This is a genomic window from Curvibacter gracilis ATCC BAA-807, assembly GCF_000518645.1.
Classification (GTDB): Bacteria; Pseudomonadota; Gammaproteobacteria; order Burkholderiales; family Burkholderiaceae_C; genus Curvibacter; species Curvibacter gracilis.
The window spans coordinates 1-11106 of the sequence record NZ_JADZ01000054.1 but is presented as its reverse complement, the minus strand read 5'-3'; the positions used below and the strand labels follow the sequence as shown (position 1 = coordinate 11106).

Below are 11106 nucleotides of genomic sequence, written 5' to 3'. Positions count from 1 at the left end.
TGATGTCATCTCCCAGGCTGTCAAATTGAACGGGCACGACCCAACAAAACAGACCAACCCGAGCATGCGTGCGCCTGGGCTCACGGATTCAGGTTGATGTTCAGTGTCTGTCTTGCCAGAAATCAGCCTGCGCGCGCATTCAAGGCGGCCCACTGCTGTATGAAGTTGATCCACCGTCAAGACTTCTTCAGCAAAGCCATGCAGATGGCTTACAAGCCCCAGCGGAGAAAAAACGCCGTCCGGTTTTGGGGTTTTGAATTCAGCATCCCCCGTAAAAACAACCAGCGAATGAATGTGCTCATTGGGAACGAAGTCGAGAAGGCGGCGCACTACTTGGACATGCTTGAAATTCTGGCGAATAGGGTTTTGGAATTGATTGCGGACTTGATAGATCACCTGTGTCCACTTCGCAGAATCAGCATTGGCAAATATCCACCCTGTGTAATGCTTTGTCTCGATGACAAACACCCCATACCGCGACAACAATACATGGTCGATCTGCGTAGTGCCGTCGCTGCATGGCAGGGTCAAGTTGTTCATGAGGTGAAATTCCTCGCCGGGAAACTGTCGAGTCAGCAGGTCACGGATAGCGCCCTCGCCAGTGTTTTCAAGTCCCATGCGCCGAAACCGGCCGATGAAATATCCCGAAGCGAAAACGCACCCAACAAGGGCTAGTTTGAACAAAAACACGCAACACCTCGCCTATGGCAACTGGAGGCCATCCGGCCACAGAAAGTACGCTCCGAAGCGAGACTTCGGGATGAATTCGCCGCCTACCCCTAACCCCTTATCGGTCAGGGAGTGTTTGCCATCAACGCAAGAGAGATAGCCGGCATCCGTGAGGGCGGATAGCAGCAAATCCGTCTTCATCCCCAGCTTCTTGGCCAGCTTGGAAGTGGTTAGTTTTCCGTGCTTACCATCGGTTTCACTCGTGTCGCTATCATCACCATCGGCATTCACGCGCTCCAGGGAAATGCGCACTTCGTCACTTATCCGAATGATGCGCAAGGCTTCCTCATACGCCTCACGGTACACAGCGGCGTCGTCGGCCCGAGTCAGCAGCACCCCCATTTCATTATTGTTAACCTGACTAAACTCATAGAGGTTCAGGCTGGTGATGATGCAGGTTTCCTCGTTGAGGTAACACTTTGCATGTAGATTCTTGCAAAAGCTCGTCCGCACATAAGACAAGCCTTGAAGCCAATGGATTTCTTCGGGTTGGAGTTCGCTTTTCCCGTAAACAATCCGCACGTCGATCTTGAGCCGATCTTTGTCTGCCAAAAGCTCTTTGATTCGGTCGTTCAGTTTCAGAAACGGACTGATAAGAATCAGGCGATCCTTTGCCGTTTTGATTAGTTCTTCAAGGAAGTAATTTGTAGCACTCGTATTTAGGAATCGCGGCATTGCTTCCCCTCACTTGGTTACGGACGGCATCACCAGCTCAACCTCTACTCGCCGGTTTGCACTGCGCCCCGCCTCGGTGTCATTCGAGGCGACAAAACAGGTCACGCAGTAGGAGACTTTCAGCTTGCGGGGGTCAACGCCACCGCTGGCAAACGCGGCGCGCACAGTCGCAGCCCGTGCGATGGCTAAGGCGCGATTGCCGGCCACGGTGCCGGTCGAATCGGTGCGGCCACGGATCAAGACTCGCTCGGCCGTCATGGCCAGCGGCAGCAGCTCGGACAAGCTACGCTTGGCCTCATCGTTCAGATTTGCCACGGAGCTGGAAAACGGGAGCGAGCGCAAGGAACGGGAGGCCGTAACAGCGACTGGCGCGGCCGTGGCCGGGCCGACTGCAACCACCGTCACGGGGCGCACGTCGTCGGTGAGCTGGGCAGAGCCGGCTGGGATGGCATCCGCCTCGGCCGGCATGGCCAGCGTAGCAACAGTGTGGGCGTCGAGCTTGGCCAAGATCGAAGGCTGCGGCCGTGCTGCCGCCTTGCCGTTCGCCTCGGGCGCAACATCGGCGCTGCCCAGCATTGGAGTCTTGGGCGTTGGTGCTGCACACGGATTGCACGGCACAAAGTAGTCGGTGCCGGTTTGCAGATCGCGCACCTGGGCCAGTCCGGTGAGAACTGGCGCGCCCATCAGGAGCGCACGGGGTTGCTCGGGAGGCATCGGTGCGCATCCCGTTACGCCAGCGGCCAGCATCGAGGCCCCCAGCGCCCAAGTCACAGGCGCTGGCCAGAACGACGCGCTGGGATTGAGTGCGCGCCGGCCCTTGCGCGTCAGAGACAGGCTGATGGAAGTGCCGGCAGGCTTGCGCGACAGATAGCCGCGGTCGATAAGGTGGCGGGTTTCACCCAGGTACTCGCGCATCACGTCCAGATCGACAGCGCCGCACAATGGGCGGCCCGCCGCGCGCTCCGAAAGCACCCGAATGCCCCGCACTTCGCCACGGTCGAGCGCGCGCAGCAGCGCAAGCGCGGTTCCGTTCAAGTCGGGATGTTTGCTCATGGTTCAGTCCTTCACCAAGTCCTTGAACGTGGCCCCAGGCGTGAATTTCGGCTTATGGGTCGAGGGAATCTTGATCGGCGCGCCGGTCTTCGGGTTGCGCCCGGTGCGCGCGGCGACGGCTGCTTTCTCGAAAGTGCCAAAGCCGGTGAGCTTCACCGCGCCACCCTTGGCCACCTCGTTCTGCACGATGGTGATGAGGCTATCGAGAAAGCGCGTGGTGGCCGCCTTGGATGCTTCGGTGTCTTCAGCAATGGCGTCGATCAGGTCTTGTCGGTTCATGGAAATCTCCGTGTGTCGTCAGTTGAGGATATGACCCAGCACCTTGCCGCAACGGGCGCAGCGCCGTTCATGTACTTGGGTGCCGTCCCAGCTCGAATAGATGGGCGTGGACAGCGGCGAATGGATGCCAAACAGGCAAAGGAGGGTGTTCCACACCTTCACGGCGCTGCCCACATCACGCGGGTGAGCTGAAGCAGCGACTCCCCGGTAAGTCCGTCCAGGTACTCGGTGGCCACCAGCCGGCGTGTATCTGGAAATTCCTGCACGCGGTCATCGAGGGCGGCCCATTGGGTGACGCCGTACTCGCGGACAACGCAAAGGATCTCGTCCAGCCTGGTGCAATCAGGCAAAACGGGCGTGCAGCCGATAACGCGCTCGCGCAGCTCTATGGAGAAGAAGTTGCGCAGCTCATCCAGCGTGTGTGTCTCGCGCCAGTTGGATGAAATCACCACATCAACATCGGGATGCGCTCGCAGCCACGTTTCCAGCAGGGGCAGGTAAATCAGCGTGCCAGACTGGCCAGGGTGCAGAACCCCGTCGATGTCCAGCATCAGGACGGGGCCACGGGGCGCACGCTGAAGCGCCCAGCGTGGCGCGCGGGGATTCACCGGCAGACTTTCGCGCGCGAAAGTCGGGGCGACGGTCGGGCGAATGCCGACGAAGCGGAGTAGGGCGCCCATCATCGGCCGTGCTCCGGCAGCTCGGGCAGCGCCGGCATAGGAGCCTCGCCAGCCACCCACTTCCATGAAGGGAGCTTGCTTTCCGCAATCAATTCATCGACGGCGGCCGCATAGTCTTCACTGGCCCCAGGCGGAACCACGTACATGGCGGTCGGCTCCGGCTCGGTATCCGAAGCCACCGCGCAGGCCAGCGGCCGCGTGGAAGGCAGGTTGTACCGCATCCCTTTCATGAATCGCCGGTTCTGCTGCGTCAGCGCATCGAGCACCATCTTCTCGAAGGTGCTTTCAAAGGGAATCCAGTTCTCGGTCACGCACATCAACGCGACTTCCTCCAGCGAGGCTACGCCGGTAGCGCCGATGCTGAACGTGCCGATCATCATCAGGTGGGTGCCCTCCAAGGCATCCCACAGGCCCAGCTCCACCTCGAACCTCTTGAGCAGCCGCTTGTAGATGTCGTCGTTCATCATGAAGTGGCAATCGGGCAGGTGTTTGAGGACGATCTTGTGCCCGTAGCGTGACTGAGCCAGTTCCTTCACTTCCCCCACCACAAGCATCAAGCGCCGTGTGCCCTTCTCGGGTGTGGCGATTCGCATCATCTGCGCGAGTCGCCGCTGGGTGATTTCGTTCTTCTTCTCGGCGTTGAACGATTCGGGCATGTAGAGCATTCCGGCCAAGCTCGCGCCTTTTGCCGTCTTGTCCTCGGCTGCTTGCAGCAGGTACTTGCGGATCACGTACCAACTGCGCTTGCCGGCCATCGTCGGTGCCCAGCGGTTGAAACCTGCTTCTTCCCACAGGTAATGCAGGGTGCCGCGCAGGGTCAGCTTGTTGCCATCGGTCTTGACGCTATCCGTCTCCTTGCCGCTCGGTGCCGGCGCGGATCGGCTCGCGCCCTTGGACAATGCGAAGTCGAACTTCAGCGCCGTGGTGCCTTCGTCGGGGTTCTCCTGGATCGCGGAGCCAATGACTTGGCCAAGCCCGGACAGCTCGGGCGGCGGCTCGTAGGAATCGCAGGCCGGGGCGTGGCCGCTACCAGAATTGGGCATCCGTTTGATGAGGTACTTTTCATCAACTTTGGCCACGTACATTTCAATGCCGGGGGTGCGACACAGGCACAACGGCCGCTCCCGCGAGCTGTAGATGCGGGCCAGCAGCTCGGGCAAGCCTGGGTCGTCGGAATGAATGGATTGCCCGCCAATCTGGTAGATCGCCATGTTTTTCTCCCTTTCTTACCGGCCCATGTCCCGGCCCACGTCCCGCGCGTTCTCCCGCGCCGGCTCCTTGCCCTGCTCGTACACCTGACTCTTTTCGTTGCCGTGCTGGATCGTCACTTTCTCGCCCACACGGACATCCCGATCTAGTCCGTCCTTCTCGTAGCGCACAGCCACCATGTCGGACATCTTCACCAGGGCGTGATGCGATGAGGTGGCCACCACTTCGCCCTTCACGTCCTGCTTGAGTTCTTGCGCATCCCGCACCACCAAGCCCCGGTGACTGGCGGCCATGTCGATCACGCGCCGCGACTCATCCACGGTGACACTGCCCTCCGGGACGCGGCCCCGGTGAAGCTGCTCGGACAGCTCGGCACGCGCATTGAAGTAGCTGGTTTCCCGCTGGCCTTGACTGGTCTGAGGTGTCCAGCTCTGCTTGATGTCGTGAAGCTGCTTGTAGGCCCCGTCCAGCTCCGGGTGGCGCTCCAGCGCCTCGCGCTTGGTGAGCTGGTCGAATGCCTGGGCGCGCTGATAGGCTGGGGTCTGCTCGAAGCGGGCCAAGTCGTTTCGAGCCGCTTCGAGCTTGGCCGCCAGCTCGTCACGGTCGGCCAGCACCGGCCGCGCGGTGCGCTCCTGTTCCGGCCGCAAGGCATCAGCGTAGGCCCGCTTTAGGGCCTCGTCGTTGCCCCCGATGTACTTGCCATACTCCCGCACACCATCTTTCTCGGTGTACGTGGTCTGCCCCGGCGTCGAGGCCGACTCCCGGCCATTGGGAAGGCGCTCGGTGCGGATCACATAGGGCTGGTCTTCAGCCTTGGCATCCCGGAAGGCCCTGGCGGCTTCATTGACGTTGCTGTAGTCCTTCGCATCGTTCTTGGCCACGGTGCCCACGGTGTAGGTCACGTTGTCGCGCACACCCTCCCGCTGCTTGGCCAGCGTATTGATGTCGTCCAGGGCGGACACGTAATCGCGCCGCTCGGCGTGCGTCCAAGCGCGCCCGCGTTCCTGCTCCAACACCTCAACCGCTGCTGCTCGCCGCTTCCACTCTCCGCGCTCTTGGCTGTTCTCGTAGATTTGCTGTTGATTGGCGTCATAGACGCGCACCGAGTCGGTGAGCTTGTCGCGCTCCAAGGCGCGCACTGACTCCACCATGCCGTTGTAGGCGTTGTCGTGCTGTTCCTTGTTGACGAATCGCCCGGTGCCGCGCTCGGCCACCTGTTCCTCGAAGCGCAGCCGTGCGCGGGTCACTGAGGTTTCCGGGTTGACGGCCAACACTCGGGCCTCCACCTCGTAACCCTGTTCCTTCAGGCGAGTGGTCAAGTCCCGGATGTTCTCCGGGCTGCGCATCGTGCCGTCCACCACCAGATTGCGGCGGTTCTCCACGGCGGCCAACGTGAGGCGGGTAGCCCATTCGCCGGCCTCTTTCTGCGTTCGGTCGGCGGCGTGCTGGGGGTCTTCGCGCGAAAGCTGCTTGTAGCGCGGGTTTTCCTCGCGCATCCGGTCGGCGTCGATCACCACAGCGCCGCCGTTGGCGCGCAGCTCGCGGATCGCTTCGGCGGCCAGCGCCGATTTGCCCGATCCTGGTTGGCCGCCCAACAGGATCGCCTTCGGATTCTCCTGCGCCGTCGTTCTTGCCAGTGCATCGCGCTCTACATCCTTGTAGGCGCTCTCCATTGCGTACTTGGAAACCTCCCCAGCCATTTGTCTGCCCTCCTGCCTTATTGGTAAAGGTCGCGGGCCTGTTGGCCGTACTGAGTGATGACGCGCTCGATGGCCTCGTCAGCATTCGGATCGAGGTCTTCGCGGATCGTGCGCAGCTCGTCCTTCGCTTTCTGAGCGGCCGCAATCACGGCCTCGTCAGGGGTAGCCTTTTCGCGTTCGGCGGCAATGGCTTCGGAGTGGTGGGCGATGATGGCCCCCAGGACATCCAGCGCCACCTCGTAGCGGACGCCGGCACGGCTGAAAAGTTGGTTGGTCATGGTCGTGGATTCCTCACTGATTACCGGATTGGTTTTTGGCTTGGGTTGCATGGAGCGGCCACAGGGCCGCGTGCAGCAGGCGGTAGGTGATGCGGTCGCGTTTCAGCAGGCGCGCATACACGTCGTTGGCCGTCAAGCCAAGGCTGCGGGTGGCGTACAACCCCCACGCCAGATAGACAGCCAGCAGCACGGCCGCAACGGGGACGAAAGCCAGAAACCACACCCCAGCGATGACAAGCCCCACCACAAGCAAGCGGCCCCCTACGGTCGCCCACTTGGAGCCGAACATTTCGAGCTGGGCCTTACGGTTCAGGTCGTGCTCGGCATGGGCGCGTTTCCAGACATCGGCCCACGGCTCGCCGGGGGAACGGCTGAAGACGGCATCCAGGTAGGCACGAAACTCGCGCATCAACAGGTAGGACGCGGCAAAGCACATCCCCACAAAAACCAGCAGCTCAAGCGTTTCTCGATTCATGTTCTTCTCCGTCGGTCTTTCGCGCGCGAAAGTCAGCGCGGCGTCGGCACGCGCTCGCGCTCCATCTGCATGTCTTTGCCGCCACGATCCCGCGCCGGCTCCTTGCCCTGCTCATAGACTTGGCTGCGCGCCTTGTCGTACTGGATCGTCACGCGCTCGCCCACGGCAAGGTCACGATCCAGATTGGCGCGTTCGTAGCGCACGGCGATCATGTCGCCCACTTGGAGCATCGCGTGGTGCGATGAAACCGCCACCACTTCGCCCTTGAACTGCCCGCCAAGCCGTTCGGCGTCCCGCACCATCAGCCCGCGATAGGCTGCGGCGTGGTCGATGACGCGCTTGGACTCGTCCAGCGTCACGCCATCGCCCACTAGCCGGCCGCTGTGCAGCTCCTTGGAAATTTCTGCCCGCAGGTAAGCGGCGTCCTGCCCGGCACGGTGGGCGTCGTGCAGCATCTTGTAGGCACCATCCAGCTCGGGATGCTTGGCCAGAGCTTCGCGCGTGGCCAGTTTGTCGAAGGCCACCGCCCGCTCCACGGTCGTGATTTCGTAGAAAACTTCGCGCGCTGGCTCCAGGTTGCCGCGCGCGGACTCCTTGGCGGCCTCGTTCCATGTCTGCTTATCGACCTTGGAGTAATCGAGCTGATAGCCCGCATCCTTGGCGAGCTGCCCGATGAATTCGCGCGTCGTGCGGCCGTTCCCTTCGCGGAAGGGGTGCATTTCGTTCACGCCGGCATAGACCTCGGCCATCTTCCCGCTGAACTGCTCCTTGTCCATCCCGCGCAGATAGTTGGCTTCCTTGATCGCGGATTGGATTTCCTGCGCCTTCTGCGGGATGTCTTCCTTGAAGGTGAACAGGGTTCGGTCGCCGGCAGGCCCCTTTGCAATATCCACCTTGCGCACTTCGCCGGCCCACTCGTACACATCCCGGAAAACCTGCTTGTGGATCGCCTGAAGGTGGGCCAAGTCGTACTCGCCCCGTACCGGGTTTTCGCGCAGCTCCTGGATGCGAACAGCCGTTGCGCCGCGCTCAAAGCGTTGCAGCGCCGCGAGGTCGCGGATGTCTGCCTTGTTCTTGAGAACGTGCGTGCCGGGGTAGGTGTAGTCTTCCTGCTCGCTCATTGGGCGGCCCCTCGCGCACGTTCGAGGTACTTGGCCACAGCCTCGTCAGGGGTCAGGGTGCCGGCAATGACTGCCTCCTGAATGGCAAGGTCGGCAGCGTCCACCGGCATTCCCTCCAGGGCCAGAGAAGCATTGGCTTGGGCAAACTGCGCCCGGCGCACGTCGGCCGGATGGGGCGTAGCCACCGGGCCGGTATCGAGTTCATACGGGTTCTTGTCTTCCATGTTTGCCCCCAGTCAGCCCAAGCCGGGCACGGCAATGCCGAACACCCGCACGGCAACAAACACCACAGCCGCCAAGCCCGCCACGATCAACACGCCGCGCAACACGCGCGCGAGCAACAAGCCAACGACAATGCCGATCAGCAGCGGGGTAGGGGTTTCAGCGAAGATGCGTTGCAGCGCAGCCCATGCCCCACCCACATAGGGAGAAACCATTTGCCATATCTGCGTCAGCAGCGCGTCCATCGGTAAGTTGTCCATGCGGGAGTCCAGTACCAGTATTCAGTTGCCGTTATTGTGCTTTCACGATGAAAGCAAGTTTATCAAAAAACTCCTACTGGCACTAGGCGTTTAGCGCGATAACGTCAATAGGAAGGGCAGGGCGATCACGCAGCCACCAAACTGTCTCGCACCGGCCGCAACGCGGCGGATGTCTGGCTGATGATCTGGTGGATTTCGCCCAGGTAGCTATCCACTCGGTTCTTCATGCTCGCCCAGGCGTGTTTGGTCTGAACCAGCGCATCGAGCGTGTCAGCGTCGAACTTGCCGGCCTGGATGCAGTTGTGGATGGTCAGCAGGCGAATCTCCATGTTGCGCAGCGCGTACTCGCAACGATTGATCTGCTGGCCGTCGATGGGGGTATGGCAGTAGCGGACGTTCTCCACGTCGCGCACGAAGCCCTCGAAGTCCTTTTGATGGTCGCTGAGAAGCCCGACGAAGGTTTCCATCAGGCGCAGTTCGCGGTCAGGGATAGTCATTGGTGGAATCTCCATGTTGTTGGTTAAGGGTTGAGAGAAAAGCATTCGGAACGGTGCCCGCATGTGTTGCACTTCCGGCCCCGGCTTCGGCGGGCTTTGGCGCGGCGCTCGGTGATGTCGATGTACCGGGCCACCAACTGCTCGCAATAGGCGTCGTCGCGCAGTTCCACGCGGATGGCGCGGCGCTCGCGGGTTTTCCGGTTGTTGATGGCCACGAAGCCAAAGGGCGCGGTTTCGAGTCCGTTCAGGCGAAGCAGCCACGCTTGCAAAGAGAGTTGCGCAATGTCCGTCTCATAGACGCGGTGGGCATCGCGGTTCTTGTTTTCGAGAGGGACATGCAGCCCATCGGGGAGCCGATACACCTGATCGGGCCGGCCCACCACGGGAAACGGCGCATTGATGAACAGATTGCGCTCCACCTGAGCAACCTTGCCGGCCGCAAGTTCGGAGGGAAGCCAGTTCTGAGTGAATCCCCGCCAGACCATGAAAGTCCAGACGGCCAGGGCCAGGGCCAGCCCGAAAAGGATGTAGCTCGGCAAGTTGCTCATCGCGGCATCCCCAGCGTGGCCAGCAGGGCATTCAGTGCGGCACGCACGGCACTGGCAGCACCTCGGCTCCGGCACAGTAGCGGCACCAATGCCGGCGAAATGGCGTAGTAGGCTTGGACGAAAAAGCGCCCTGTCGTTGTCGGCATCAGCACGCGGTCGCGCCACGCCCGGAGAAAGTCCGTTTCAGGGGCGTCAGGCCCGTAGATCGCGGTGGCAATGAAACAGCGCCGATCAATCGCTGCGCGCGTCTGCCCTTCGACCTGAAACCGTAGGTGCTCGAAGGTGCCGGCAGCGGCCTTCGCCCGAACCTCCAGCGGCCGGGCATCCCCACGCTCACGGTCGAAAACCACCTTTTGCTCGCAGTAAACCGTGCCTACGATGTCGGTGATCGTGTGGTACTTTTTCTTCATTCGCGCCCCCGTTCAGAATTGAACTCGGGCAGGCGCGCAAACCATTCCATTGCGTGGTAAATCGCCAAAGCACCGGCCATGAACACAACAGCGGCCGCTACGTGGAACAGCTCCACAAGCCCCGACTCCCGCACAAACCAAAGCACGGCAATACAGCACCCAACAACTAGGGTAATGAACACGAAGTAGAAACTGATGCAGTAGGATGGCCGCATGACTCACTCCATCGACTTTCGCGCGCGAAAGTCGGGCTTGGCCAGCATCCACCTATAAATGCCTAGCAGGCTGGTGGCAGTGAAAGCCACTTGCATGAAGATCAGGCCCGGCGCGTCGGTCATGACGCCGAAGCCGATCCAGCAGACATTCGAGGCCAGGAAAGACACGAAGCCCCAGCCGGACAAGCGGTTATTGAGGGCCAGCATCAAGGCCCCCAGCACCCCAAACGCGCAGCCGATCCATTGCAGGTAGAAGGCATCCATGCTCATCTCACAGAAGGGCCTTGCGCCCGGTTTCCACGGCCCGCATCCGCATGGCCAAGGTCGGGTAGGCATTGGCGAACGAGAACCAGCGAACCCAGGATTTCGAGGGGTACAACACGGCCAGCTCGCGCAGCGCCGTCAACATCGTTCCGCGCCCTACGGACTGCGCAGCGCCGGCATCCGCCCGGTACTCGCAATACCGGCGAATCCCCAGGAACAGGAGGAAGGCGGCAAAGAAAAAGTTGTTGTTGTCCAGGAGGTGGCTGCTCACAGCAAAGCAGCAGGCATAGGTGAACGTGGCGAAGATGTGGCGCTCATGAACATGGGCGTTTTCATGGGCGATCACGCCCCGCATACCGTCGTCGCTCATGCTGGCCAGCAGGCCGGTTGTCACGTAGATGCGCGAATGACTCGGCAGCAGCCCCACAGTGTTGGCTTCCTTGTCGGCATGGTCATACAGGAAGACGGGGCGACTATCAGGGATGGTTGCC

Annotated in this window: 18 protein-coding genes; all 18 read right to left on the bottom strand. The window is 61.4% G+C overall.

Features of this window, described 5'->3' with window-relative positions:
• The coding region (locus L880_RS35250; RefSeq protein ID WP_245615361.1) for a nuclease-related domain-containing protein at positions 1 to 618 on the bottom strand (618 nt) is incomplete at its 3' end.
• Between the two features lie 84 nt (positions 619 to 702).
• On the bottom strand, positions 703 to 1404 hold the full coding sequence (locus tag L880_RS0125080; protein WP_027477967.1) for a phospholipase D family protein: 702 nt from the start codon (positions 1402 to 1404) through the stop codon (positions 703 to 705).
• Between the two features lie 9 nt (positions 1405 to 1413).
• Positions 1414 to 2457 carry an OmpA family protein gene (locus tag L880_RS0125075; RefSeq protein ID WP_027477966.1) on the bottom strand — a complete coding sequence of 348 codons (1044 nt, stop codon included), beginning with the start codon at positions 2455 to 2457 and terminating at the stop codon, positions 1414 to 1416.
• Between the two features lie 3 nt (positions 2458 to 2460).
• Positions 2461 to 2736 carry an HU family DNA-binding protein gene (locus L880_RS0125070; protein ID WP_009242125.1) on the bottom strand — a complete coding sequence of 92 codons (276 nt, stop codon included), beginning with the start codon at positions 2734 to 2736 and terminating at the stop codon, positions 2461 to 2463.
• A gap of 158 nt (positions 2737 to 2894) precedes the next feature.
• Positions 2895 to 3287, bottom strand: a complete 393-nt coding sequence (locus L880_RS0125060) for an HAD domain-containing protein (RefSeq protein WP_245615359.1) — start codon at positions 3285 to 3287, stop codon at positions 2895 to 2897.
• A 128-nt stretch (positions 3288 to 3415) separates the two neighbouring features.
• Positions 3416 to 4627, bottom strand: coding sequence for a DUF1173 domain-containing protein (locus L880_RS0125055; protein WP_017510479.1), 1212 nt, complete (start codon positions 4625 to 4627; stop codon positions 3416 to 3418).
• Positions 4628 to 4642: 15 nt separating this feature from the next.
• Complete coding sequence (locus tag L880_RS0125050) at positions 4643 to 6325, bottom strand: zeta toxin family protein (protein ID WP_027477965.1); 1683 nt, start codon at positions 6323 to 6325, stop codon at positions 4643 to 4645.
• A gap of 17 nt (positions 6326 to 6342) precedes the next feature.
• Positions 6343 to 6603: a hypothetical protein gene (locus L880_RS0125045; protein WP_009242129.1), complete on the bottom strand. Its 261-nt coding sequence runs from the start codon at positions 6601 to 6603 to the stop codon at positions 6343 to 6345.
• Between the two features lie 13 nt (positions 6604 to 6616).
• Positions 6617 to 7078, bottom strand: a complete 462-nt coding sequence (locus L880_RS0125040; protein ID WP_017510481.1) for a hypothetical protein — start codon at positions 7076 to 7078, stop codon at positions 6617 to 6619.
• Positions 7079 to 7110: 32 nt separating this feature from the next.
• Positions 7111 to 8199, bottom strand: a complete 1089-nt coding sequence (locus L880_RS0125035; RefSeq protein WP_011798681.1) for a Fic/DOC family protein — start codon at positions 8197 to 8199, stop codon at positions 7111 to 7113.
• Positions 8196 to 8423 (bottom strand): antitoxin VbhA family protein, encoded by a 228-nt coding sequence (locus L880_RS0125030; protein WP_027477964.1) that lies wholly within the window; start codon positions 8421 to 8423, stop codon positions 8196 to 8198. Before L880_RS0125030 ends, L880_RS0125035 begins: the two co-directional genes overlap by 4 nt.
• Positions 8424 to 8435: 12 nt before the next feature.
• Positions 8436 to 8666 carry a hypothetical protein gene (locus tag L880_RS0125025; protein WP_234710895.1) on the bottom strand — a complete coding sequence of 77 codons (231 nt, stop codon included), beginning with the start codon at positions 8664 to 8666 and terminating at the stop codon, positions 8436 to 8438.
• A 140-nt stretch (positions 8667 to 8806) separates the two neighbouring features.
• Positions 8807 to 9178: a hypothetical protein gene (locus tag L880_RS0125020; protein WP_027477963.1), complete on the bottom strand. Its 372-nt coding sequence runs from the start codon at positions 9176 to 9178 to the stop codon at positions 8807 to 8809.
• A gap of 23 nt (positions 9179 to 9201) precedes the next feature.
• Positions 9202 to 9726, bottom strand: a complete 525-nt coding sequence (locus tag L880_RS0125015) for a Dna2/Cas4 domain-containing protein (protein ID WP_027477962.1) — start codon at positions 9724 to 9726, stop codon at positions 9202 to 9204.
• On the bottom strand, positions 9723 to 10136 hold the full coding sequence (locus L880_RS0125010) for a CFI-box-CTERM domain-containing protein (RefSeq protein WP_027477961.1): 414 nt from the start codon (positions 10134 to 10136) through the stop codon (positions 9723 to 9725). The genes L880_RS0125015 and L880_RS0125010 overlap by 4 nt, the downstream gene beginning before the upstream one ends.
• Positions 10133 to 10351 carry a hypothetical protein gene (locus tag L880_RS0125005; protein WP_027477960.1) on the bottom strand — a complete coding sequence of 73 codons (219 nt, stop codon included), beginning with the start codon at positions 10349 to 10351 and terminating at the stop codon, positions 10133 to 10135. The genes L880_RS0125010 and L880_RS0125005 overlap by 4 nt, the downstream gene beginning before the upstream one ends.
• 3 nt (positions 10352 to 10354) lie before the next feature.
• A complete protein-coding gene (locus tag L880_RS0125000) occupies positions 10355 to 10615 on the bottom strand; it encodes a hypothetical protein (protein WP_011798623.1) in 261 nt (86 codons plus the stop codon).
• 7 nt (positions 10616 to 10622) lie between these two features.
• The coding region (locus L880_RS0124995; protein WP_027477959.1) for a M48 family metallopeptidase at positions 10623 to 11106 on the bottom strand (484 nt) is incomplete at its 5' end.

Excerpts from the sequence above, each read along its gene's own strand:
- L880_RS0125060 (WP_245615359.1), bottom strand. The coding sequence starts at position 3,287 with ATGCTGGACATCGACGGGGTTCTGCACCCTGGCCAGTCTGGCACGCTG.
- L880_RS0125055 (WP_017510479.1), bottom strand. The coding sequence starts at position 4,627 with ATGGCGATCTACCAGATTGGCGGGCAATCCATTCATTCCGACGACCCA.
- L880_RS0125025 (WP_234710895.1), bottom strand. The coding sequence starts at position 8,666 with ATGGACGCGCTGCTGACGCAGATATGGCAAATGGTTTCTCCCTATGTG.
- L880_RS0125005 (WP_027477960.1), bottom strand. The coding sequence starts at position 10,351 with ATGCGGCCATCCTACTGCATCAGTTTCTACTTCGTGTTCATTACCCTA.
- L880_RS0125035 (WP_011798681.1), bottom strand. The coding sequence starts at position 8,199 with ATGAGCGAGCAGGAAGACTACACCTACCCCGGCACGCACGTTCTCAAG.
- L880_RS0125075 (WP_027477966.1), bottom strand. The coding sequence starts at position 2,457 with ATGAGCAAACATCCCGACTTGAACGGAACCGCGCTTGCGCTGCTGCGC.
- L880_RS0125080 (WP_027477967.1), bottom strand. The coding sequence starts at position 1,404 with ATGCCGCGATTCCTAAATACGAGTGCTACAAATTACTTCCTTGAAGAA.
- L880_RS0125015 (WP_027477962.1), bottom strand. The coding sequence starts at position 9,726 with ATGAGCAACTTGCCGAGCTACATCCTTTTCGGGCTGGCCCTGGCCCTG.
- L880_RS0125000 (WP_011798623.1), bottom strand. The coding sequence starts at position 10,615 with ATGGATGCCTTCTACCTGCAATGGATCGGCTGCGCGTTTGGGGTGCTG.
- L880_RS0125070 (WP_009242125.1), bottom strand. The coding sequence starts at position 2,736 with ATGAACCGACAAGACCTGATCGACGCCATTGCTGAAGACACCGAAGCA.
- L880_RS0125020 (WP_027477963.1), bottom strand. The coding sequence starts at position 9,178 with ATGACTATCCCTGACCGCGAACTGCGCCTGATGGAAACCTTCGTCGGG.
- L880_RS0125045 (WP_009242129.1), bottom strand. The coding sequence starts at position 6,603 with ATGACCAACCAACTTTTCAGCCGTGCCGGCGTCCGCTACGAGGTGGCG.
- L880_RS0125050 (WP_027477965.1), bottom strand. The coding sequence starts at position 6,325 with ATGGCTGGGGAGGTTTCCAAGTACGCAATGGAGAGCGCCTACAAGGAT.
- L880_RS0125030 (WP_027477964.1), bottom strand. The coding sequence starts at position 8,423 with ATGGAAGACAAGAACCCGTATGAACTCGATACCGGCCCGGTGGCTACG.
- L880_RS0125040 (WP_017510481.1), bottom strand. The coding sequence starts at position 7,078 with ATGAATCGAGAAACGCTTGAGCTGCTGGTTTTTGTGGGGATGTGCTTT.
- L880_RS0125010 (WP_027477961.1), bottom strand. The coding sequence starts at position 10,136 with ATGAAGAAAAAGTACCACACGATCACCGACATCGTAGGCACGGTTTAC.